The organism is Caldinitratiruptor microaerophilus (genome assembly GCF_025999835.1).
GTDB classification, from domain to species: Bacteria; Bacillota; Sulfobacillia; order Symbiobacteriales; family ZC4RG38; genus Caldinitratiruptor; species Caldinitratiruptor microaerophilus.
In genome coordinates this window covers 3194445-3216655 of the sequence record NZ_AP025628.1, presented here as the reverse complement: position 1 = coordinate 3216655, position 22211 = coordinate 3194445, and the positions used below count along the sequence as shown (strand labels likewise).

19 protein-coding genes and 1 pseudogene are annotated in these 22211 nt (G+C 72.6%); 3 read left to right on the top strand and 17 right to left on the bottom strand.

The genetic code is table 11. The annotated features are described in order from the left end of the window. The 5 genes and pseudogenes from folP to caldi_RS15570 form a co-directional block, all read right to left on the bottom strand. Positions 1-843, bottom strand: a pseudogene (gene folP, locus caldi_RS15590) (dihydropteroate synthase); the annotation flags it as partial. A gap of 27 nt (positions 844-870) precedes the next feature. Further along, positions 871-1302 carry a DUF350 domain-containing protein gene (locus tag caldi_RS15585; RefSeq protein WP_264842671.1) on the bottom strand — a complete coding sequence of 144 codons (432 nt, stop codon included), beginning with the start codon at positions 1300-1302 and terminating at the stop codon, positions 871-873. A 24-nt stretch (positions 1303-1326) separates the two neighbouring features. Further along, positions 1327-1515 carry a hypothetical protein gene (locus caldi_RS15580; protein ID WP_264842670.1) on the bottom strand — a complete coding sequence of 63 codons (189 nt, stop codon included), beginning with the start codon at positions 1513-1515 and terminating at the stop codon, positions 1327-1329. Beyond that, positions 1508-2263: a hypothetical protein gene (locus caldi_RS15575; RefSeq protein WP_264842669.1), complete on the bottom strand. Its 756-nt coding sequence runs from the start codon at positions 2261-2263 to the stop codon at positions 1508-1510. Before caldi_RS15575 ends, caldi_RS15580 begins: the two co-directional genes overlap by 8 nt. Positions 2264-2401: 138 nt before the next feature. Continuing rightward, on the bottom strand, positions 2402-4192 hold the full coding sequence (locus tag caldi_RS15570; protein WP_264842668.1) for a formate--tetrahydrofolate ligase: 1791 nt from the start codon (positions 4190-4192) through the stop codon (positions 2402-2404). A gap of 329 nt (positions 4193-4521) precedes the next feature. Here caldi_RS15570 and caldi_RS15565 point away from each other — a divergent pair, with 329 nt between their 5' ends. Further along, positions 4522-5577: a hypothetical protein gene (locus caldi_RS15565; RefSeq protein WP_264842667.1), complete on the top strand. Its 1056-nt coding sequence runs from the start codon at positions 4522-4524 to the stop codon at positions 5575-5577. Positions 5578-5888: 311 nt separating this feature from the next. Further along, entirely contained in the window at positions 5889-6065 is a 177-nt protein-coding gene (locus caldi_RS15560; RefSeq protein WP_264842666.1) for an iron-sulfur cluster assembly accessory protein, read from the top strand. A gap of 536 nt (positions 6066-6601) precedes the next feature. Here caldi_RS15560 and caldi_RS15555 read toward each other — a convergent pair. The 3 genes from caldi_RS15555 to caldi_RS15545 are packed head-to-tail and all read right to left on the bottom strand — an operon-like array spanning position 6602 to position 10243. Then, a complete protein-coding gene (locus tag caldi_RS15555; RefSeq protein ID WP_264842665.1) occupies positions 6602-8221 on the bottom strand; it encodes an FGGY-family carbohydrate kinase in 1620 nt (539 codons plus the stop codon). Positions 8222-8270: 49 nt separating this feature from the next. Then, positions 8271-9152 carry a class II fructose-bisphosphate aldolase gene (locus caldi_RS15550; protein WP_264842664.1) on the bottom strand — a complete coding sequence of 294 codons (882 nt, stop codon included), beginning with the start codon at positions 9150-9152 and terminating at the stop codon, positions 8271-8273. After that, positions 9152-10243: a 2-hydroxyacid dehydrogenase gene (locus caldi_RS15545; RefSeq protein ID WP_264842663.1), complete on the bottom strand. Its 1092-nt coding sequence runs from the start codon at positions 10241-10243 to the stop codon at positions 9152-9154. The genes caldi_RS15550 and caldi_RS15545 overlap by 1 nt, the downstream gene beginning before the upstream one ends. A gap of 223 nt (positions 10244-10466) precedes the next feature. Here caldi_RS15545 and hutH point away from each other — a divergent pair, with 223 nt between their 5' ends. Further along, positions 10467-12026, top strand: a complete 1560-nt coding sequence (gene hutH / locus caldi_RS15540; protein ID WP_406568093.1) for a histidine ammonia-lyase — start codon at positions 10467-10469, stop codon at positions 12024-12026. A 4-nt stretch (positions 12027-12030) separates the two neighbouring features. On the opposite strand, the gene caldi_RS15535 is transcribed toward hutH, so the two are convergent. The 9 genes from caldi_RS15535 to caldi_RS15495 form a co-directional block, all read right to left on the bottom strand. Then, complete coding sequence (locus tag caldi_RS15535; RefSeq protein WP_264842661.1) at positions 12031-13482, bottom strand: FAD-binding oxidoreductase; 1452 nt, start codon at positions 13480-13482, stop codon at positions 12031-12033. Positions 13483-13490: 8 nt separating this feature from the next. Then, positions 13491-14834 carry a (Fe-S)-binding protein gene (locus caldi_RS15530; protein ID WP_264842660.1) on the bottom strand — a complete coding sequence of 448 codons (1344 nt, stop codon included), beginning with the start codon at positions 14832-14834 and terminating at the stop codon, positions 13491-13493. 1 nt (position 14835) lies between these two features. Next, entirely contained in the window at positions 14836-16158 is a 1323-nt protein-coding gene (locus tag caldi_RS15525; protein WP_264842659.1) for an FAD-binding oxidoreductase, read from the bottom strand. 105 nt (positions 16159-16263) lie between these two features. Further along, a complete protein-coding gene (locus caldi_RS15520) occupies positions 16264-16938 on the bottom strand; it encodes an HAD family hydrolase (RefSeq protein ID WP_264842658.1) in 675 nt (224 codons plus the stop codon). A 22-nt stretch (positions 16939-16960) separates the two neighbouring features. Beyond that, positions 16961-17926 (bottom strand): metal-dependent hydrolase, encoded by a 966-nt coding sequence (locus caldi_RS15515; protein WP_264842657.1) that lies wholly within the window; start codon positions 17924-17926, stop codon positions 16961-16963. Between the two features lie 15 nt (positions 17927-17941). After that, positions 17942-19258 (bottom strand): EF-P 5-aminopentanol modification-associated protein YfmH, encoded by a 1317-nt coding sequence (yfmH, locus tag caldi_RS15510; protein ID WP_264842656.1) that lies wholly within the window; start codon positions 19256-19258, stop codon positions 17942-17944. Position 19259: 1 nt separating this feature from the next. After that, on the bottom strand, positions 19260-20543 hold the full coding sequence (yfmF, locus tag caldi_RS15505) for an EF-P 5-aminopentanol modification-associated protein YfmF (protein WP_264842655.1): 1284 nt from the start codon (positions 20541-20543) through the stop codon (positions 19260-19262). Positions 20544-20575: 32 nt separating this feature from the next. Next, positions 20576-21679: a M24 family metallopeptidase gene (locus tag caldi_RS15500; protein WP_264842654.1), complete on the bottom strand. Its 1104-nt coding sequence runs from the start codon at positions 21677-21679 to the stop codon at positions 20576-20578. Then, positions 21676-22110: an NUDIX hydrolase gene (locus tag caldi_RS15495; RefSeq protein ID WP_264842653.1), complete on the bottom strand. Its 435-nt coding sequence runs from the start codon at positions 22108-22110 to the stop codon at positions 21676-21678. Before caldi_RS15495 ends, caldi_RS15500 begins: the two co-directional genes overlap by 4 nt. Positions 22111-22211 lie beyond the last annotated feature (101 nt).

The following is a 22211-nucleotide window of genomic DNA, read 5'->3' as shown; positions in this document are numbered from 1 at the left end:
TCACCCCACCTCCACAAAGCCGCCGCGGCCGGGGCGCACGATGGCGTCCGTCATGCGGGCCACCCGAACCATCGCCCGGACGTCGTGGACCCTCACGATGTCGGCACCGCCCACGATGGCCACCGCCACCGTCGCGGCGGTGCCCTCGAGCCGCTCCCCGGGGGGGAGGCCACCCAGCACCTTGCCGATGGTCGACTTGCGCGAGGTCCCGACCAGGATCGGCCGGCCGAGCGCGGTGAGCCGGCGCAGGTCCCGGAGGACGTCAAGGTTCTGCGTCGCGGTCTTGCCGAAGCCGATGCCCGGGTCGACGATGACGAGCTCCTCCCCGAGCCCCGCCTCGGCCGCCAGCTCCAGGCTCCGCCGCAGGAACGCCGCGATGTCGTCCATGAGGCTGCGGTACGCGGTCCCCTCCTGGTTGTGCATGGCCACCACGGGCGCCCGGTAGCGGGCGGCGACCCGGACCATGCGGGGGTCGCGCTGCAGCCCCCACACGTCGTTCAGCATGTGCGCGCCGGCCTCCAGCGCCGCCTCGGCCACCTCGGCCTTCATCGTGTCGACCGAGATCGGCACGGGCAGCCCTTCGGCCACCAGCCGGCGGACGACGGGGATGACCCGCTCCCGCTCCACCTCGGCGGGAACGGGGGTGTGGCCGGGGCGGGTGGACTCCCCGCCCACGTCCACGATGTCGGCGCCCTCCTCGACCATCTGCCAGGCGCGCTCGCAGGCCCGCCCCGGGTCCAGGTACCGGCCGCCGTCGGAGAACGAGTCCGGGGTCACGTTCAGGATCCCCATCACGAGGGTCCGCTGCCCCAGCTCGATGACACGGTCGCGAAGCGGAATGCGCCAGGTCCCCACCCCTGCCCCTCCTGTCTAGCTGAACGCACCCGCCACCACCAGGCCGATGGCGATGAAGAGGCCACAGGTGATGATCCCCACGGTCGTGTTGCCCTCTTCCAGCGCCCGGTTCAGGCTCCAGCCCGGGGTGGCCAGCTCCCACAGGAAGAACGCCGCGTACTCCAGCGCGATGCCGAGGGCCGAGTACAGGACGGCCTGCAGCCAGCCGGAGTTGTGCAGCATGGCCGAATGCATGACGATCCCGGTGCTGACGAGGAGCCCTGCCACCGTCCAGCCGACCGCCGGGTTCCCGGCGCGGACGTCCCGCAGGACGCGCACGGGCGACAGCAGGTCGAACACGATCACGGCCGCGAGCATGAGCAGCATTCCGGTACCTGCGAACAGGACCGTCCAGCCGATGGCCCCCCACGGGACACCGAGGATCCCCGGCGGAGCGGCGACTTCCACGGCGGCCACCTCCTCTCGGCCAGGTCAGCCGGCCAGAACGGCGATCTCGCGCTGCAGGTCCGTGTTCACCCAGATCCCCAGCGTCGTCCCGGCCGGGTCGTCGACCTTGACGTAGATCCACTTGCCGGAGACGCGCTCCACCGTGCCTTCGAAGCCGTCGCCGCCCTCGCCGTCCCGGCGGATCCACACGCGCTTCCCCTGCAGCTCAAACACCGAAGTACCGCCTCCTCGCCCAGAGCATGAAGAGCCACGCGGCCGCCACCACGCCGACCGAGGCGGCAGCGTAGGCCGCCGGACCGAACGCGAAGCCGTGGTACCAGGGCCCGTAGTACGTGTAGACCGGCCGGTACCACATCCGCAGCCACCACGGCATCCCCCAGTACATGTCCTGGTAGACCCAAGGGTCGAGCGGCGGGGTTCCGATCACGACGACCGGCGGCCGGTCCGGGTAGCGGGACCGGCCCACGTCGTACTCGATCACCGGCCGGCCCTCACTGTTCGTCCGGTAGCGGTACGGGTTGCCCCCGATGGTCACGGTGCCGGTCGTCCCGGGCGCCATCCCGCCTGGCGGCGGGGTGCGGAAGTCCCGCCGCTGTGTGGAGAAACCGCGCTCACCCGTGGAGAAGTCGAAGCGGCGGGTCGAGAAGCTGCCCGCTCCGGCAGAGAAGGAGCGGGCCGGGGACGAGAAGGAGCGGCCCGGCGCCGGCGCCACGGGGCTGACCGAGGGCGATGGGGTGGTGCGGGGGCCGCCCCCGAAGAGGCCCGAGGGAGGCCGGCTCGAGAAGCTCCTCGAGGGGGCCAGGGGTCGGGAGCTGAAGCTGCGGGTGGCAGAGCTGAACCCCCGGCTGGAGAAGGACCCGCCGGAGAACGACCGGCTGGCCGCCAGCGCCGGCAGGGCCCAGGCCAGGGCCAGGAGAACCGCCAGAAGGACCGTCAGGACACGTCTCCAGAGCTTCTTCACGCGGCCTCCTCCTCCCTCCCGCAGGCTACACCTCTTCGCTGCGGGCAACCCGCATCCCTCGGAAAGACTCGATCCGAGCGCAAAAGGTTTGCGCGCCCACCCACCCGGATGGGCGCGCCAGTCGGGAACGGCGGGGCGTCAGAAGAGCCCCGTGATGCGGCCGGTCCGGTCGATGTCGATCCGCTCCGCCGCCGGCTCCCTGGGCAGGCCGGGCATCGTCAGGATCTCGCCGGTGATGGCAACGACGAAGCCCGCCCCGGCAGACGGCACGACGTCCCGCACCGTCAGCGTGAAGCCCTCGGGACGCCCGAGCAGCTCGGGCTGGTCGCTGAGGGAGTACTGCGTCTTCGCCATGCAGACGGGCAGGTTGCCCAGCTCGTGGCGTTCGAGGCGGCGGATGGAGCGCTCGGCCTGAGCGGAGTAGGCGACGCTGCCGGCCCCGTAGACCTGTTTGGCCACCTTCTCGATCTTCGCCTTGATGGGCTCGTCAAGCTCGTACGTGAAGCGCAGGCCGCCGGGGAACCCGTCCGGATAGGCATCTTCAAGCCCCGGGCCCTCCGCCGCGCCCTCGGGCGGGCGGACCTTGCGCCCGTCGCCCTTCGGGTCGGCTGCCTTCCCGGCCGGCAGGCTCTGTACCCGCTGCGCCAGGGCGACCACCTGCCGGGCGAGGTTCAGGGCCCCGGCGCCGCCGCGGGCCCACACGTCCACGACCGCCACCGGCACGCCGAGGTTCCGCACCCGGCCCTCGAGCAGGTCCAGCTCGGCGCCGGTGTCGCTCTGGAAGCGGTTGATCGCCACCACGGCGGGCAGGCCGTACACCCGGGTCACGTTCTCGATGTGCTTCTCCAGGTTGGCGATGCCGCGGGCGAGCGCCGGCAGGTCCTCCTGGGTGAGCTCCTCCAGCTTCTTGCCGCCGTGGAGCTTCAGCGCCCGGACCGTCGCCACGATGACCGCCACGACGGGCCGGAAGCCCGCCACCCGGGAGACGATGTTCACGAACTTCTCGGCCCCCAGGTCGGCGCCGAAGCCCGCCTCCGTGACCACGTAGTCGGCGAGCTTCAGCGCCAGGCGGGTGGCGATGATCGCGTTCGTGCCGTGGGCGATGTTGCCGAAGGGCCCGCCGTGAACGAAGGCCGGCGTGCCGCCGAGCGTCTGCACGAGGTTCGGCTTCACGGCGTCCCTGAGCAGGGCCGCCATCGCCCCGTGGACCTTGAGGTCGGCCGCCCGGACGGGCTTGCCGGCCGTCGTGTACGCCACGACGATCCGGCCCAGCCGCTCCCGCAGGTCCTCGAGGTCGGAGGCCAGACAGAGGGTGGCCATGACCTCCGAGGCGGGGGTGATGAGGAAGCCGTCCTCCCGCGGGACGCCGCCGCTCTTGCCGCCGAGACCCACCACGATCTGGCGCAGGGCCCGGTCGTTCATGTCCACCGTGCGCTTCCAGGTGATCGCCCGGGGGTCGATGCCGAGCGCGTTCCCGTGGTGCAGGTGGTTGTCCAGGGCCGCGGCCAGCAGGTTGTGGGCAGCGCTCACCGCGTGGAAGTCGCCGGTGAAGTGGAGGTTGATGTCCTCCATCGGGACGACCTGGCTGTACCCACCGCCCGCCGCCCCGCCCTTCACGCCGAACACCGGGCCGAGGGAGGGCTCCCGCAGGCAGATCGCCGTCCGCTCGCCGAGCTGGCTCAGGGCGTCTCCGAGCCCGATGGTGACGGTGGTCTTCCCCTCACCCGCCGGGGTGGGGGTGATCGCCGTGACCAGGATGAGGTGCCCGTCGGGAGCGCCCCGGACCCGCTCCCATACGTGAGGCGCGATCTTCGCCTTGTACTTGCCGTAAGGTTCCAGGTCGTCCGGACCGAGGCCCAGCTTGGCCCCGATCTCGGCGATGGGTCGGAGGGTGTGCGCCTGGGCGATCTCGATGTCCGTCGGTGCCACGACGTCGCCTCCCCGCCTGACAGGGTACCCGCACGGTGCCAGGGGCCAACCTTCGACCCCGTCCGGTTACTTCCCTGCACCAAAGCGGCCCACGGGCCCGCCGCGAACAGCGTAGCAAACGGCGTGGGTCGCAAACAGCCGACTTTGGAGACACTGGAGATGGCACCAAAGGGCCAGACTTGCCAGCACGGACCCCCGACTCGCCGCTCCGTCCCCTTCCGGAGGCCACCGGTGAACGGGCGGTTACGGGATCGTTGCGAGGCCCGGCAGGAAACCCCCCGGTCGCCGGCAAATCTTCTCACACCACGGGCCACGAGAGGTGGTCGCCGATGGAGATGGCGAACCCGGCAGCCCACCCCTTCCGGCTGCGGCTTGCGGCAGGTACGAAGCGCCCGCTCGGAGTCGCAGCCGGAACGTCCGGAAGCCGCCTCGGGGACCCGGTACCTCCGGCGCGCATCGTGCTCACGGTCCAGGGTGCGCGCGCGGTGATCCCGGCCGGCGGGCCGGCGGGGCCTCTCCCCGCAGCGGTCGGCCTGTTGCGAACGGTGTTCGAAGACCACGTCGTGGACCCGGCAGCCGACGGAAATCTGTTCTTCCAGGGAAGCGTCCTGGGCGACTCCGGTGCGAGATACGACTTCAGCGTCACCCACAGGGGTGACGCTGTGCTTCTTTCGGATTTCACGGCGACGCTGGGGGCCGGCCCGGTCGTCCTCGGCTGGCGCGAGTACGCCTCGGAGGTCGTCCGCTTCGCCCGGGAGGTGTCCCGCTGGCCCCGACCTGCCGGCGCCCCGGGCTGGGCCCGGCAGTACGCCGAGGAGCAGGCCGCCCAGCTCCGCGACCTCCTCGACCTGGCTTCCGCCGCCGTCGCCGACCCCACGGGAAACCGCCGCGCGTACGCCCCCCGTTTCCACGCCCTGCACGGTCACCGGAAGCGGCCGCTCGAACTCGTGGTGACGGAGGTGGTCGCCGAGGGGTCCTTGCCCCCGGACCTCTTCGGGCCCGAGGACGCGTGGCTCCACCTGCCCCCGTCTGCCGGCACTGCAGCTTCCGGGGCCGCGGCGGCAGGGACTGCGGTTGCCGCCGGGGGCGGGACCGTCCCGTTCCCCGGCGCCGCGCCGGCAGGGCGCGCGGGGGAGGGAGGCGCGGCCGCCTTCGCCGGCCCGGCTGGCGGGCCGGATGCGCCGTGGGTCGTGCGGTGCCGCGTCGTCTTCGGGCCGGTGCGCGCCGGGGAGACCCTGCCCCTCACGGTGAACCGGGGGGACGTGGTCATCGCCCACGTCGAGGGGTTCGAGCCGCCCGGCGCCCGGCTGCGGGTGATGGGCGTCGGGTCCGGCGGCCTGGGACCCGGCGACGTGCTGCGAGGGCTGCAGCTGTACTATCCGTGAGAGTGACGGCTGGTACCGTCAGCCGGAACACCGGCCGTGTGATGCCTGCCGGGCTGGCCGGATCCGCCCCGGACGCGGGCCGCCGCGGCCTGTCCGCTACGTGCTGTCCGCCACAAGGCTGCCCGCCACCTCTTGCGACCGGCAAGGTCGTGCGCTATCCTGTTGCCATACCCCGATGGGTACGGGTGAGGTGAAGCGGTTTGGTGCGGATCACGGACGCTGCACTCGAGCAGCTCCGTTCGATCGTCAAGGATAGCGGGAAGGCGCTTCGCATCTACGCGATGCCCGGTTGAGGGGGCCCGTCGTTCGGCATGGCCCTGGACGGGACCATTCACCCCAACGACAACGTCACCGAGGTCGACGGGATCAAGGTCGTCGTCGACGGGTTCACCGCCATGTACCTCGGTGACGAGGTCGAACTCGACTACGAGGAAAGCCGCTGGGGCGGCGGGTTCCGCCTCCACGGCGCACCGTCGGGTAGTTGCTAGGCGTGCGCTGGCGATGTGCCAGTCGGCCTATGCAGAGCGAACGCCCCCGGTCCTGTGCGGACCGGGGGCGACAGTTACACCCAGATCTGGATGTGGGTGTATCCAAAACGCAAAGGTTGCACTGGTAGGCGAGCCGTTGCCTGTCAACGTTTGCGTTTTGGTCCGGCAGCCGTTCCTCGATCGGTGACATAACATGGACTTACGGTAATGAGCGGCCATCTTGTCCCCTTCGTCCCCCCGCCTTCAGGTCGCCATGCCGGTCGCCGGACGCACAACCTGACAGTCGACGGAAACCTTTGCCTGTCACGTTTTGCGTTTCGTTCCAACAGTGACAACGGCGTTCCGGCCAGCGGACTCGATTGCGGCGACGCCGGCGGGCCGGCGCCAGGAGCGGATGGTTCGAGGGGCGCAGCCGGGATGGGCAGGCGTGTACCGGCTACGGCGGGGAAGTCCGGCGGCGAGCCGGAAGGCTCGAACCCCCGCCGCGCTTCGCGCCGGGGGTGCTCGCACGTCGGGTCAGGGACGGAGCCGGCCATTCACCCCCCCAGCTCCTGCAACAGGCGGGCCACCGCCGCGGCCCGCTCGTACACGCCCGCGTCCGCCAGGGCGCGGTAAACGGCGTCGTGGAGGGCGGCGATCTCCTGGTAGATCGCGTGCCGCCGGAGATCCGGCTCGCGGGCCCGCGAGGGGTCGACGGTGCTCATCGCCCCGGCGGCGGTCTGGACGTCGGGGTAGGCGCCCACCGCTGCCGCGGCGAGGATGGCGGCGCCCAGGGCCGTGGCCTGCTCGAGCTTGCCGGGGACCACCCGGCGCCCGTAGACGTCGGCCTGGATCTGGTTGAACAGGTCGGAGCGCACGGCGCCGCCGCTGACCCGGATCTCCCGGAGGCCGGAACCGGCGTCCCCGGCCTCCACCAGCGCCTCGATGATGGCGAGGTTCTTGCCGACCTCCAGCGCGATCCCCTCGAGAACCGCCCGGATCAGGTCAGCCCGCCGGTGGCCGAGGGCCAGGTTGAAGATCACCCCCCGGGCCAGCGGATTCCAGTACGGCGCGGCGCTGCCGGCGAAGTGCGGGATGACCACCAGTCCGCCCGCGCCGGGTGCGGCGCGCGCCGCCTCCAGGTTCAGCAGGTCGTACGGGTCCAGGCCCAGCGTGGCGCCCGCGGTGGTCTCCGCCACCGAGAGCTCGTCCCGCACCCAGCGGTATACCGAGCCCGAGGTGAAGATCCCCGCCTCCAGGATCCACCCGCCCGCCACCGCCGAGGCGCTGCAGAGGACCCGGGCCTGCGGGTCCCGGTACGGCCGGTTCACGGGGGCCACCACGAAGGACCCGGTCCCCGTGGTCACCTTCGCCAGTCCGGGCCGGGTGACGCCGAGGCCGAGCGCCGCGCACTGCTGGTCACCGCCGGCCATGACGACCGGAACCGAGGCGGGCAAGCCGAGCCGCTCGGCCGCCTGGCGCGTCAGCGTGCCGGCGACGGACCCCGGGGGCAAAGCCCTGGGCATCCGCTCGATGTCGATCCCCAGGCGCCCGGCCAGCTCTTCGTCCCACCGGAAGTGGTCCACCTGGAAGAGCATCGTGCGCGACGCTTGCGTCCACTCCGTGACGAACTCGCCCGTCAGGTGGTGCACGACGAAGTCGTGGACCGTGAGAAACCGGTGCGCCTGCCGGTAGACCTCCGGTCGCACCTGCCGGAACCAGAGGAGCTTGGGCAGCGAGAAGTACGGGTCGATGCGCAGCCCGGTGCGGGCGTAGACCTCCTGGGGCCCGACCGTTGCCTCGATCTGGCGGCACTGCTCGAGCGTCCGCTTGTCCTGCCAGAGGATGGCCGGGCTGAGCGGCTGCCCGGCGGCGTCCACGGGGAGGATGGTGGCCCGCTGGCTGGTCACCGCGATGGCCACGATCGCCTCGCCGGGCGTGGCGGTGCTCCGGAGCACCTCCGGAACCGCCGCGTCCACGGCGTCCAGCCACGTCTGCGGGTCGTGGTCGATCACCGACGGCGTCAGGAAGTGGCTCCGGTACTCCCGGTAGGCCATGCCGTGCGGGCGACCCTCCAGGTCGAACAGCATGGCTCGCGTGCCGGTCGTCCCCACGTCGACCGCGAGGATCCGGGCTCCGCCCGCGGCGGATGGTGCGGCTGGGGTCGGCGAAGTCATGTCGTCACCTCGATGCGCTCGAATCGGCCCCGCCTGTCCGGCTGCCGGATCAGATCCCGGGGAGGACGCCGGCGGCGCCGAACCGGCGGATGTAGTCCTTCATCACCTCCTCCATCTCGGGAACGGCCACGAGCCCCAGCTCGGCGAAGTGGGCCCTGGGGCGCGCCTCCAGCTCCTCCCGGATGCGGTGGACCGCAGCCAGGGAGATCTCGGTGTTGACGTTCACCTTGGCGACGCCCCGGGCCACGCATTCCCGGAGGAGCCCGGCGGGGGTGCCGGACCCGCCGTGCAGGACCAGGGGCACGTCCACCCGTGCATGGATGGCAGCCAGGCGGTCCAGGTCGATGCGGGGTTCGCCCCGGTACAGCCCGTGGACGGTGCCGACGGAGACCGCCAGGGCGTCCACCCCGGTCTCGGCGACGAACTCCCGGGCCTGATCCGGGTCGGTCAGCGCCTCCTCGCCCGTGGCGAACTCGTGGCTCGCCTCGCCGGCCGCCAGTCCCCCCAGCTCGGCCTCCACCTCGACGCCGTGGGCGTGGGCCTCCTCCACCACCGCCCGGGTGAGGCGGACATTCTCCCGGTAGGGCAGGTGCGACCCGTCGATCATGACCGACGTGAAGCCGGCCCGGATGGCCTCGCTGCAGTGTTCCGGCGAGGTGGCGTGGTCGAGGTGCAGCCCCACCGGCGGCACCGCCTGCCCCTCCCGGGCGTGCTGCGCCAGCAGGGTGTCCACGATCGCCCGGGCGGTGGCCGGGCGCATGTTCGGGAAGTACCGTTCCCCCAGGGCAACGATCACCGGGGTCCGGGTGGCGATGGCGGCCCGCAGCGCCGCGGCGATCGACTCGAGGTTGTAGACGTTGAAGGCAGCGACGGCGTAGCCACCCCGCTGCGCCGTCCGCAGCATCGACGAGAAGCGGGCGAGCTCGGGCATCAGCGGGCCCTCCCCAATTCGGCCCGGGCCTTCCGGAGCCACGCCTGGACGGCCGGCCGGTCCAGGACCTCCGGGTTCTTGAGGGAGCGGGTCGGCTGGCCGTCCAGGACCCGGGCCACCTCCTCCACCAGGAGGTAGGGGGAGCGGGTCAGCGCTTCCCGGGTGGTACCCGCCAGGTGGGAGGTCAGGGTGACGTTGTCGAGCTCGAGGAGCGGGTGGCCGGCCGGGATCGGCTCGACGTCGAACACGTCGAGGGCGGCGCCGGCGATCCGCTTCTCCCGCAGCGCCTCGACCAGAGCGTCCGTGTCGACCAGGCCGGCCCGGGCGGTGTTGATGAGGTAGGCGGTCGGCTTCATCCTCGCCAGCTCGGCCCGCCCCACGAGCCCCCGGCTCTCGGGCGTGAGCCGGGCGTGGATGGTGACGAAGTCGGCCTCGGCGAACAGGGTCTCCTTGTCGACCCGGTGCACCCCGGTCCCCTCCACGTCCTGGGGCTGCACGTAGGGGTCGTAGACCAGGACCCGGACGTCGAAGCCGCTCAGCTTGCGGGCCACCAGGCGCCCGATGTAGCCGAAGCCGACGATGCCCACGGTCTTGCCCTTCAGCTCCGGGATGTGGGCGCTGTTGCTGAACTCCTTGCGCCAGGTGCCGCTCTTGATGGCGGCGTGCGCCCGGGCGATGTTCCGGGCCTCGCTGAGGAGAAGGCCGATCGCGAAGTCCGACACGGCCTCCGCGTTGCGCCCCATGACGTTCACGACCAGGATGTCCCGCTCCGTGGCGGCCCGGACGTCCACGTTCTCCACCCCGGCCCGGGCCACACCGATGAGGCGCAGGTTCTCGAAGGCGTCCATGCCCTCGGCGGAGAAGGGGCAGAAGAGGGCGAGCGCGATCTCGGCGTCGGGGTGGGCCCGGAACACGGGCGGGACCTCCTCCACCGCCGGCCCCTCGTGCTCGACCACCAGCCGCCGGTGCTGGAGGCGGCCCCAGTCGGTCTCCCAGTCGGCGGTGACGCGCTGGGCCGTCCCCAGCCCCTCAGCGGCCTCCGTGAACCAGGCGCCGGGGATCATGGCATCGCCGATGCAAAGGATCTTCATGGCGGGCGGCTCCTTTCCCGGGTCCGTCACGTCTTGCGGCGGGCCACGGCCAGCCGGGAGCGGTTCACCGCCTCGACGGCCTCCGGGCCCCTGCGGCACACCGTGAGAAGTATACTCCATCGATTCCGAGTCATCAAAGGAACCATCCTCCCGGGGCCGCAGGTGCCGAGACCAAACGCCGCTTGCCTCGCGGCAGCGAAGCACCGGCAACGCAATCCTTGGGATGGAGAACGAAAGCGAACACCAGGAGGGGACCACAGTGGACGTGATTCCGGTGGGCAGGCCGATCGGGCTGGCAGAGGTCGTGGCCGTCGCTGGCGGCAGGGCGCAGGCCCGCCTGGCGCCCGAGGCCCGTGCCCGAGTGGAGGCCGCCCGGGCCCTGGTGCAGCGGCTCCTGGCCCGGCGCCAGCCGGTCTACGGGGTGACCACGGGCTTCGGCAAGTTCAGCGACGTCCCGATCTCCCCGGAGGAGGTCGCCCGCCTGCAGCACAACCTCCTCGTCAGCCACGCCGCCGGGGTCGGCGAGCCCCTCGACGACGCCGCCGTGCGGGCGGCGATGCTCCTGCGGGCCCAGGCGCTCGCGCAGGGGCACTCCGGCGTGCGGCCGGCGGTGGTCGACCTCCTCCTCGAGATGCTCAACCGGGGCGTGCACCCGGTCGTCCCGTCGCAGGGCTCCCTGGGGGCGAGCGGCGATCTGGCCCCGCTGGCGCACCTCGCCCTGGTGCTGGTCGGAGAGGGCGAGGCGCGCTACCGCGGCGAGCGCCTCCCTGGCCGGGAGGCGCTCGCCCGGGCCGGGCTCAGGCCCCTCACCCTGGAGGCCAAGGAGGGCCTGGCCCTCATCAACGGCACGCAGATCATGACCGGGATCGGTGCGCTGGCACTGGCCGGGGCGCTCGACCTCCTCAAGGTGGCCGACGTGGCCGCCGCCCTCACCGCCGAGGCCCTGGGAGCGATCCCGACCGCCTGGGACCCCCGCATTCAGGAGCTCCGGGGCCATCCGGGCCAGGCTGCGGCCGCGGCCAACCTCCGGCGCCTGACGCAGGGGTCCGCGCTCCTCACCGCCCCCGGCGAGGTCCGGGTGCAGGACGCCTACACCCTGCGCTGCATCCCCCAGGTGCACGGGGCGAGCCGGACGGCGATCGACCACGTCGCGCAGGTCGTGGGCTGGGAGCTGAACGCCGTCACCGACAACCCGCTGCTCTTCCCCGACGAGGGCGAGGTGCTCTCCGGCGGCAACTTCCACGGCCAGCCGGTGGCCCTGGCGATGGACTACCTCGGCATCGCCGTGGCGGAACTGGCCAGCATGAGCGAGCGCCGGGTCGAGCGGCTCCTCAACCCGACGCTCTCCGGCCTGCCGGCCTTCCTGACCCGGGCCGGCGGGCTGAACTCGGGGCTCATGATCCTGCAGTACACCGCGGCGGCGCTGGTCTCGGAGAACAAGGTCCTCGCCCACCCGGCCAGCGTGGACTCGATCCCGTCCTCCGCCAACCAGGAGGACCACGTCAGCATGGGGACGATCGCCGCCCGCAAGGCCCGCCGCATCGTGGAGCACGCCCGCCACGTGCTGGCGATCGAGCTCGTCTGTGCCGCCCAGGCGGTGGAGTTCCACGACCCCCGCGGGCTCGGCGCCGGCACCCGGGCGGCGTACCGGGCCGTCCGGGAGCGCATCCCGCCCCTGGCGGAGGACCGGCTCCAGCACGCCGACATCGCCCGGGCGGTCGAGCTCATCGAGTCCGGGGCGCTCCTCAGCGCCGTCGAGGGGGCGGTAGGGCCCCTGGAGTGAACCCTCAACCGGCCCGGCCCGCGCCCCCGGCCGCCCCGGCCACCGGCAGGGCCCGGATGTCGACGCAGCGGGCCGGGGACGGGAGGAGCTTGCCCGGGTTGGCCAGGCCATCCGGGTCGAAGACCTCGCGGACGCAGCTCTGGGCGTCGAGGTCGGCCTGGGTGAAGACCAGGCGCATGTCCTCGCGCTTCTCGATGCCGATGCCGTGCTCGCCCGAGATGGTACCCCCGGCGTCCACACACGCCTTGAGGATGGCCGAGCCGGCCTTCACCACCTTCTCGACCACCCCGGGCTGCCGGCGGTCGTAGAGCACCAACGGGTGCAGGTTGCCGTCGCCGGCGTGGAACACGTTGGCGACCGGCAGGCCGTACTCCCGGCTGATCTCGTCGATGCGGCGCAGGACCTCGGTCAGCTTCGAACGCGGGATGACGCCGTCCTGGACGTAGTAGTCGGGGGCCAGCTTGCCCATCGCCCCGAAGGCGGTCTTCCGGTTGTTCCACCACAGCGCCCGCTCGGCGTCCGTCCGGGCGACCCGCACCTCTCGGACGTTGTTCTCCCGGCAGACGGCAACGATGCGCTCCATCTGGTCGTCGAGGCCGGCCGCCAGGCCGTCGACCTCGGCGATGAGGACGGCCTGGATGTCCGGCGGGTAGCCGACGGGGAAGTTCCCCTTCTCGACGGCGTCGATGGCCAGCCGGTCCATGAGCTCCAGGGCGGCCGGGATGATCCCCCGGGCGGTGATGCCGGAGACGGTGCGGCTCGCGTCCTCCACCGTGTCGAAGAGGGCCAGGCAGGTCTTGACGGCCTGAGGCCTGCGGAGGAGCCGCACGACGATCTCGGTGACGACCCCCATGGTCCCCTCGGAGCCGACCACGAGCCCGACCAGGTCGTAGCCGGGGTAGTCCCAGGCCTTGCCGCCCAGCCGCACCACCTCGCCGTCGGGGAGCACGAGCGTCAGGCCCAGGACGTGGTTCATGGTCACCCCGTACTTCAGGCAGTGCGGCCCGCCGGCGTTCTCCGCCACGTTGCCCCCGAGCGTGCACGCGTACTGGCTGGAGGGGTCGGGCGCGTAGTAGTACCCGTGTCCCTGCACCTTCTGCGTCAGGTGCAGGTTCACGTGGCCCGGCTGGACCACGGCCCGCTGGTTCTCGACGTCCACCTCCAGGAGCCGGTTCATCCGGGTGAGGCTGATGACGACCTCCCCGCCCTGGGGGATCGCCCCGCCGGACAGGCCGGTGCCGGCCCCCCGGGGGATGAACGGGATCCGCCGGCGGTGGAGCGCCCGCAGGACCCGGGAGACCTCCTCGGTGGAGTCGGGCTGGACCACGGCCAGGGGCGGCCGGCGCTCCAGGGTGTAGCCGTCGCACTCGTAGGCCAGGAGGTCCTCCGGGCGGTGGAGGACCCACCGGGGACCCACGATGGCCTGCAGCTCCCGGATCACGTCCTCGTGCGCCATCTCCTCGGTCACTCCCTCCGCGCGGCGGCCCCGGCGACCTGGGCGCCTCCGCCGGCCCCGGCGGGACGCGCAGCCGCGCCCAGCTCGTCGTAGCGGCGGGCCAGGTAGTCGGCGATGTGGACGACCTCGACGTCCAGCCCGGCCGCCCGCACGCCGGCCCGCAGCTGCAGGAGGCAGCCGGCGTTGCCCGTGACCACGGTGCGGGCACCCGTGGCGCGGATCTGCTCGACCTTGCGGTCCCGCGCCGCGGTCGCCATCTCCGGCTGGACCAGGTTATAGAAGCCGGCGCTGCCGCAACACGCCTCGTCGGCCAGGTTCCGCACCTCGCACACCTGACCCAGGAGGGCTCGCGGCTGTGTCCGGATCCCCTGGCCGTGGGCCAGGTGGCAGGCGTCCTGGTAGGCGACCGCCGGCCGCGCCCCGTCGCCGGCGGCCACTCCGGGCAGCTCCGGCCCGCGCCCCTCGGCCGCCAGGGCGGCGAGCAGCTCGCTGAAGTCCCGGACCCGCCGGCTGAAGGCCTCGGCGCGCACAGCCCACTCGGGATCGTCTGCCAGCAGGTGGCCGTACTTCTTCATGTGGGCACCGCACCCGGCGGCGTTCACCACCACGTAGTCGACGCCCTCGAAAGCCTCGATGTTCCGCCGGGCCAGCTCCCGGGCGGTCTCGCGGTCGCCGGCGTGGGCCGCCAGGGCGCCGCAGCACACCTGCCCCGGCGGGTTCACCACCGTGCAGCCATACAGGCCCAGGACTCGAGCGGTCGAGAGGTTCGTCTCCCCCAGGAGGACGTCCTGGACGCAGCCGGCCAGGAGGCCGACCCGGAGAGGCGCCGCCGGCGCGGGCGGTGGCAGCTCCGCGGGCAGGAGCGCCCGGGAGGGCCTCGGCGGCACCGGCGGCGCTGCCCGGCCGAGCTCGCGCAGGTGGCGCGGGGCCAGGGCGTCGAGCCGGAGCGCCCGGCCGATCCGGAGGAGCCTCGCCGCCAGCGCCAGCCGCCCCGGGGAAGGCAGGAGCCAGCGCAGCAGGAGGTGGCGCAGCCAGCGCACCAGGACGGAGCGGGGCCGGACCGCCTCCGTCGCGGCGCGCACGTCCTCGAGGATCACGCCGTAGTGGACGCCCGACGGGCAGGCGGTCTCGCAGGCCAGGCAGCCCAGGCAGAGGTCGAGGTGCTCGAGCGCCGGGCCGCGGGGGTCCAGCCGTCCCTCGAAGAGCGCCCGGGCCAGGTAGATACGGCCCCGGGGTGAGTCGGGCTCCTGGCCCAGCTCCCGATAGGTGGGGCAGGCCGGCAGGCAGAGGCCGCAGTGCACGCACGTGTCGAGTTCCCGGAGGGCGGCCTGCCCGAGCTGGATCGCCGCCACTTCAGATCCCCCCCACGAACCGGCCCGGGTTCAGGACGCGCTCCGGGTCGAAGCGCTCCTTGATGCCGACCATGAGCCCGTGGGCTGGTCCGGGCGGGCCCCAGACCTGGATGCGCGACTTGAGCCCGGCCGGCGCCGCCTCCACGACCAGGCTCCCCTCGTGCTCCCGGGCCGCCGCGGCGAGCGCGTTCGCCCAGGCAGCGAGGGGCCCCAGGGTCTCCTCGGTCACGGTGCCGGACAGGAGAAGCCGGACCGTGCCGGTGCCCGCGCCCGCCGTCCCCTGCAGAGCGAGCGCCTGCGGCAGCCCCAGGCTGTGCACGAGGGTCGTGGCCCGCACCAGCACGTCCACCGCCGCCGCAGGGGGCACCTGGACTCGCGCCGCCACCACCGCCTCTTCCCACAGACGGGACAGGCGCTTCCAGAACGCCGCCGCCTCGCCGTCGTCCGTGCGGTGGTCGTGACGGGCCCTCGCCTCCCGGGCGAGGGCATGCAGCCGCTCCGTCTGGTAGGCGACCGCGGCCGGGGTTTCCTCCAGGAGCACCGCCACCGCCCAGGGGCCCGGCGCACGGACCGCCTCCGCGGCGCCGGGGCAGAAGACCTCCAGCGCCGCGGGCAGCAGTTCGGACTGCACCACGGCGCGGGCGAAACGGCGGGCGGCCTCGGGCTCGCCGAACCCGTAGGCCAGGGTCCGGCGCGCCTCCGGCACCGGCCGCACCTTCATGCTGACCTCGGTGATCACGCCCAGGGTGCCCATCGACCCGGTGAAGAGCCGGGTGAGGTCGTACCCGGCCACGTTCTTCACCACGCGGCCGCCGGTGCGGATCACGTGCCCGGCAGTCAGGGCGACGCGCAGCCCCAGCACCAGGTCGCGGGGCGCGCCGTAGGCGAGCCGCCGCGGGCCGGCCGCGGCGCTGGCCACCCACCCGCCGACGGTCATGCGCTCCGCCCCGGGCGGGTCGACGGGGAGCCACTGGCCCTCTTCGCCCAGGACGCGCTGCAGTTCCGCCAGGCGCATGCCCGCCTGGACGGTCACGGTGAGGTCGGCCGGGTTGTACTCGACCACCCGGTCCAGGGCGGCCGTCTCCAGGACGATGTCGGCGCGGTCGAGGGGGTTGCCGGCGCGGTCGCGGGTCCCGCTGCCCCTCGGCACGACCGCGGCCCGGTTCGCCCGGGCCAGCGCCAGGACCCGACAGACGCCCTCCTCGTCGGGCGGGGTCACCCGCCAGGCCGGCTCCGGTCCGTCCACCCGGTAGCCGGACGGCGGGCCCGGGACCGCGGCGACGTCCGCCGCCGCCAGGAGCGCTGGAATGGAATGTTCGGGCATGACCGGACCCTCCCGGTGATGGGACTACGGGCACGATTCCGGCTACCGGAGGGATTGGCGGCCCGGAGAAGCGATTCCTGCCGGAAGGGAACGAGAGGGGCCCGGTCAGCGGGCGAGGGCGCGCAGGGCGTCCAGGGTGGCACCCAGGTCCTGGAAGTTCGGCAGCACGCGGTCGGCGCCGGCGGCGCGCAGCTCGTCCTCGCCGTAGAAGCCCTGGGCGACGGCCAGGGTGGCGGCGCCGTTCGCGCGGCCGGAGCCCACGTCCAAGGGGGTGTCGCCGATGACAACCACACGGTCGAACCGGGTGCCGTAGTGCCGCTCCGCCTTGCGGATGCCCGCGGCGATGAGCTCCTCCCGGACGGGGGAGTCGTCTGCGAAGCCGCCGGTGGGGAAGTAGTGCCAGATGCCGTGCGGCTCGAGCTTCAGCCGCGCCCCCGCCTCCAGGTTGCCGGTGCCGAGCGCCAGGCAGAAGCCGGGCTCCCGGGAGAGAGCGTCCAGGAGTTCCCTCACGCCCGGGTACAGGCGGCCAGGGTCGCGCGCCACCTCCTCCGCGAGCATGCGGAGATAGGTGGGGACGATGTCCTCGAGCTTCAGGTGCCCCAGGCCGCTGCGGGACACGATGTCCTCGAAGATCGAGACGTCCGTCCTGCCGGCGAAGCGGATCCCGTCCGCCGCCAGCGGGTCGCCGGCGAGCACCGCGAAGGTGCGCGCGAAGGCCCTGCGGCCGGCCTTTCCCGCCAGGAGGGTGCCGTCGATGTCGAAGAGAAGGAGTACCGCCACCGGATCCCCTCCACCCCGCCCCTCACACCGGGCGGCCCCATTCCTCGTACACGAACCGCACACCGTCCCGGAGCCGCCCGGGTCCCGCGATCAGGCGGTCGTCGACGAGCTTCAGCGCCGGATCCAGGACGACCTCCGCCGCGAAGGGGGGGATCGGACCGGCGCCCCAGCGGACGTCCCACCACCGCACGAGGTAACCGTCGCCGTCTCGCCGCCACTCGGCATGGGGGTGACGGCTGAAGCGCCGCAGCACCTGCACGGCCGGGGCGGCGAGCGAGGCACCCACCACCGCGTCCTCCCGGCGCACGAGGACCTGGGGCTCCCCGACTTTCCGGCCGGGTCCCAGGACCCAACCCGTCAGGTAGCCGCGATCGTCCTCCGCCACGTACCGCCACCGGTCGAGACGCAGGAAGGCGGGGACCACGGAAACCCGCCGCGCCGCCGGAGCGTGCCGGCGCACGGCCGCCACGGCCTTCCCGTGCGCCGCCGCCCTCAGCCCGAGGTAGACCGCCAGTGCGGCGAGCGTCAGACCGCCCCAGAGCGCGCCGCGGGCCGGGGCGACGGTGCGCATCGCCAGGTGGAGGGCGCCGAGCGCCAGTACCGGGCCGTCGATCACCGAGGTCCAGTCCCACGCGTACCGGCGCCGGCTCCAGGGCCACAGCGCCTGCGTCCCGTACGCGTTGGTGAGGTCAAGCAGTACATGGGAATAAAAGCCCAGAACGGCCCAGAACAAGACCCGGCCGAAGCCCGAACCCGGCCAGAGGGCCTGCGCCGCCGCCGCCACGGCGCTCCCGAGGACGGCAGCCCCCAAGGGCGAGTGCGTGGCGCCCCGGTGATGGTCCAGGTAGGCGGCCTCTCCGGCCACCCACCGGACCACGATGTCGGCGTCCGGTACCACGCTCCCTGCCACCGCAGCCCAGAACGCGGCGGGGCCGGGCGCCAGCGACCCCACCGCCGCCCCCACGAGTGCATGACTCACCGGGTCCACCGCGTCCGCCTCCGTCTAGTTCGCAGCGGCCGCCTTGGACTGCGCACCCTTGTGCGGCCAGATGATGCTCGTCACCGCGTACTGCGGGTCGAAGTGCTCCCTGAGCCGCTCGTTGGCCTCGTCGAGGGTCAGCGACTCGGCGACGGGGAGGACGTCGAAGAGCCCGATGTTCTTGAAGAAGCCGTCGTTGACCACGTAGGCGATCATCTCGGTGCTGTTGAGCATGCTCAGGAACCGGCCCAGGGCCTTGCGCTTGGCCCGCTCGAAGTCGTAGGACTCGAGGCCCTGCCGGCGCGCCTTCTCGATGCCCTCGAGGAGCCTCGCCTCCAGGGCCTCCGGATCGCGGGTCGGCCCGGCGAACGTGGTGTACCCGTAGGTCGGCTCGCCGGTGTAGTCGAAGCCGAACCGGCCGTCGATCAGCCCCGCCTCGTACAGCTCGTTGTAGAGGGGGGTCGCCTTCCCGATGATGCCGTCGAGGACGACGCTGGTCAGGAGCTCCTTGCGCAGCAGGTCCCGGCCGGTCTCGCCCACCCGCCGGTCCTTGAAGCCGAGCCGGAAGATCGGCTGGCTGACCGCCAGCTCCTGCTCCCGGCGCCGTTCGGCCACCTCGGCCGGTTCCGGCTCGTACAGGCGCTGGACGGGGGGCTGCGGCCGGTAGCCGCGCTTCTCCACGTTGTCCGCCACCTGCTGGATGACCGCCTGCGGGTCGACGTCCCCCGCCACGAACACCATCATGTTCGACGGGTGGTAGAACGTGGCGTGGCAGCGGTACAGCTGTTCCTTGGTGATCTGCCGGATGCTCTCCACCGTGCCGGCGATGTCGATCCGCACGGGGTGCTTCTGGTAGAGCGCCTCCAGGAGGTTCTGCCGGGACCGCCACTCCGGGTGGTCCAGGTACATCCGGATCTCCTGCTCGATGATCCCCTGCTCCTTCTCCACCGTCTGGTCCGTGAAGTACGGGGTCTGCACCATGTCCAGGAGCGTCTCGAGGCACTCCGGCACCCGGTCGGTCGTGCTGAAGTAGTACACCGTCTGCTGGTTGGACGTGTACGCGTTCGCGTCGGCGCCCAGCGCGGCGAAGCGGTCGAAGGCGTTGCCTTCCTCCGACTCGAACAGCTTGTGCTCCAGGAAGTGGGCGATGCCGGCCGGCACCTCCACCGGCTCCGTCTCGCCGGGCGGGATCCAGCGGCTGTCGTTCGAGCCGTAGTTCACGGCCACCCGGCCGGTGGTCTCGCGCCAGCCCTTTCGGGGGAGCACCCCGACCCGCAGGCCGGAGGGGAGCGTCTCCCAGTAGATGGTCTCCCGCAGCCGCTCGTCGTGGTGGACCTCCACGCTACGCGCCTCCTTCCTTCGTGAGGAAGTAGATGGTGTCGACCTGAAGTTTCTGGGCCGCCGCCACGACCTGGTCCAGGGTGACGGCCTGGTAGGCGGCGACCCGCTCCTCGGTGGTCAGGGTCCGCCCGGCCACGAGGCCGCTGACGTACTCCTCGACGAGGCGCCCGGGGCTGTCCTGCACCCCCAGGGCGTCGCTGATCAGGGCCTTGCGCGTGGCCTCGAGCTCGGTCTCGGTGATCTTCCCCTGCTTCAGGTCCTCGAGCTGGGCCAGGGCGATCTCCAGGGCCTTGTCGTAGTTGGCGAACTCGATCCCGGCGTAAAGGAACCCCACGCCCTTGAAGGCCTCGATCGACGAGTACGCGTAGTAGGCGAGGCTGTTCTTCTCGCGCACGTTGAGGAACAGCTTCGAGTGCGGGAAGGCGCCCAGCACGCCGTTGGCGACGACCATGGGGAAGAAGTCCGGGTCGCGGGCCGTCACGCCGGTGCGCATGCCCACGACCAGCACGCCCTGGTTGACCTTCTGCTCCTCCCGCACCCGGCGAACCCCGTCCACCTCCGCCCGGACGACCGTCGTGGGCATCTCCCGGGTACCGCCCGCCGGGATCGCCAGGTGCCGGCCGATCAGCTCAGCCACCCCGTCCGGGTCCACCTCCCCCACGACGAGCACGTCGACCGGCGCCGAGGTGAGGACCCGTCGCCAGTGCGCGAGCAAGGACGCCGGCGTGATGTCAGCCAGGTCCTCGGTCCGGCCGAGGTGATACAGCGCGTAGGGCTCGCCCTCGCACATGATCTCCCGGCACCGGTTCAGCGCGTAGCGGCGCTTGTCGTTGATGAGGCCCTCGATCATCTCGCGCAGGTTCTTCTTCTCCTGCTCGACGAACTCGGACTTGAACGCCGCGCCGAGGCCCTCGGTGGCGGGCATGAGCAGAACCTCCGCGAGGGTGGCCACCCCGCGCTCCAGGAGGCTCTTCTCCCCGGGCAGGTACGTCTCCGCCGGCAGCTCGAGCCGGAACACGAGCGACTGGATCTCGCCCCGGCGGCCCACGTCGTAGGCCAGGGTGGCTCCGTAGAGCCCTTCGAGGTGGCGCACCAGCTCCGGGGTGGTGGGGTGGGGAGCCGTGCCCCGGGTCATGACCATCGGCAGCAAGGCGCTCGCCGTGACCGTCTCCTTCGCCAGAGGCAGGTGCAGGTACACGGACAGCAGGACGGTCTTGAACTTGTCGGTCGGATAGACGTACAGGTTCACCCCTTCGGCCAGGGGGAACCGGACGAAAGACGGCATGGGCGAACGGCACCCTCCTCCGGACCGGGGCCTCAGGCCCCGCCGAACGTGTTCTGTGGATAGCGGGTGAGGACCCGGGCCCCACCCGGAACCAGGAGCACGTCGTCCTCGATCCTCACTCCGCCCAGGCCCGGCACGTACACGCCGGGCTCCACCGTGAAGACGTTGCCCGCCTCCAGCGGTGCGTCGTTGCTGCCCACGATGTAGGGCTCCTCGTGCACCTCGAGCCCGATCCCGTGCCCCGTGCGGTGGGTGAAGCAGGGACCATACCCTCGCGCCTCCAGGTGGTCCCGGACGAGCCGGTCCAGCTGGGCCCCGGTGATCCCCGGCCGGGCCGCGGCGCGCCCCAGGGCCTGCGCCTGGAGCACGGCGTCGAAGATGGCGCGCGCCTCCGCCCCCACGGTGCCCACGGGGAACGTCCGGGTGATATCGCCGACGTACCCCTCGTGGTACACCACCAGGTCGACCCAGCAGAGCTCGCCGTCCTGCATCACCCGGTCGCTCGTCCCGGCGTGCGGCACGGCCGAGCGCGGACCCGAGGCGACCATGATATGGCAATCTCCCGCGTGCCCTAGTCTCTCCAGCGCCGCCTTCACCCAAGCGGCCACCTGGGCTTCGGAAGCGCCCGGCCGGATGGCCTCCGCCGCCGCGGCCATCCCGGCGTCGCACAGGCGGGCAGCACCCTCGAGTCGCTCCACCTCCGCCGCGTCCTTCACCGAGCGGAGCCGGGCGCACAGGGGCCCGGCGTCCACGTGGTTCACGGCGCCGGCCGACGCCCGGAGGAGCTCGAACTCCAGGACCCGCATCACCCGGTACTCCACCGCTACAACGGGTACGGCCGCCCCGACCCCCGCCAGGCCTTCCCGGCGCAGGGCTTCCAGGAGGGACGGCAGTGGACCCTCGACCTCCCCCCAGGTGTAGACCCGCCCCGCCGCCTCCCGGAGGCGCTCCGCCTCGAAGGCCGGGCCCCAGGCGAAGGGGGTCCCCCGGGACGGGACGAAGAGGAGCACCGGTCGCTCGGTCACCTCCATGCGAAGACCCGTGAAGTAGTAGAGGTTGGGCCCGGGCATGAGGGCGGCCGCGTCGATGCCCCGCTCGCGCAGCAGGGCCTGCAGACGAAGGATACGCTCGTTCACTGCGGACTCTCCTCGATCCCCGCCCAGCGCAGGCACTCGTGCACGCTGTCGGTCAACTGCAGGCCCGAGAGGCTGTCCAGCGGCACCCAGTCGACCTGGGCGGCGTCGTCCCCCGCGTGGATCTCGCCTCCCACCGGGCGGGCGCTGTAGAAGAGGATCACGTAGTGGAACCGCACCCGCCCCTCTTCGTCGCGCGAGATGGCGTCCCGGTAGCCCAGGTAGCGCTCCGGCTCGACCTCGAGCCCGGTCTCCTCGAGCACCTCCCGCCGCAGCGCCTCGACCACGGTCTCGCCCAGCTCCACGGCGCCGCCGGGCAGGCCCCAGTAGCCTCGCAGCGGCTCGGCGGCCCGGCGGATCAGGAGGACCCGGCCATCTTGCACCACCAGGGCGTGGCAGGACGGCCGCGGGTGCTCCGGGTACTCGCGCCCCACGGGTTCCCCCTCCTCTCGACCCCACGGGCGTGTCCTTAAGGGATTCCAGCCGCGTGGCCCTATTCCTCTCCGCTGGAAAGGCTGGCCAGCGACGGCGAGCC

Excerpts from the sequence above, each read along its gene's own strand:
- caldi_RS15565 (WP_264842667.1), top strand. The coding sequence starts at position 4,522 with ATGGAGATGGCGAACCCGGCAGCCCACCCCTTCCGGCTGCGGCTTGCG.
- caldi_RS15560 (WP_264842666.1), top strand. The coding sequence starts at position 5,889 with ATGGCCCTGGACGGGACCATTCACCCCAACGACAACGTCACCGAGGTC.
- caldi_RS15555 (WP_264842665.1), bottom strand. The coding sequence starts at position 8,221 with ATGACTTCGCCGACCCCAGCCGCACCATCCGCCGCGGGCGGAGCCCGG.
- caldi_RS15550 (WP_264842664.1), bottom strand. The coding sequence starts at position 9,152 with ATGCCCGAGCTCGCCCGCTTCTCGTCGATGCTGCGGACGGCGCAGCGG.
- caldi_RS15545 (WP_264842663.1), bottom strand. The coding sequence starts at position 10,243 with ATGAAGATCCTTTGCATCGGCGATGCCATGATCCCCGGCGCCTGGTTC.
- hutH (WP_406568093.1), top strand. The coding sequence starts at position 10,467 with ATGGAGAACGAAAGCGAACACCAGGAGGGGACCACAGTGGACGTGATT.
- caldi_RS15535 (WP_264842661.1), bottom strand. The coding sequence starts at position 13,482 with ATGGCGCACGAGGACGTGATCCGGGAGCTGCAGGCCATCGTGGGTCCC.
- caldi_RS15525 (WP_264842659.1), bottom strand. The coding sequence starts at position 16,158 with ATGCCCGAACATTCCATTCCAGCGCTCCTGGCGGCGGCGGACGTCGCC.
- yfmF (WP_264842655.1), bottom strand. The coding sequence starts at position 20,543 with ATGCCGTCTTTCGTCCGGTTCCCCCTGGCCGAAGGGGTGAACCTGTAC.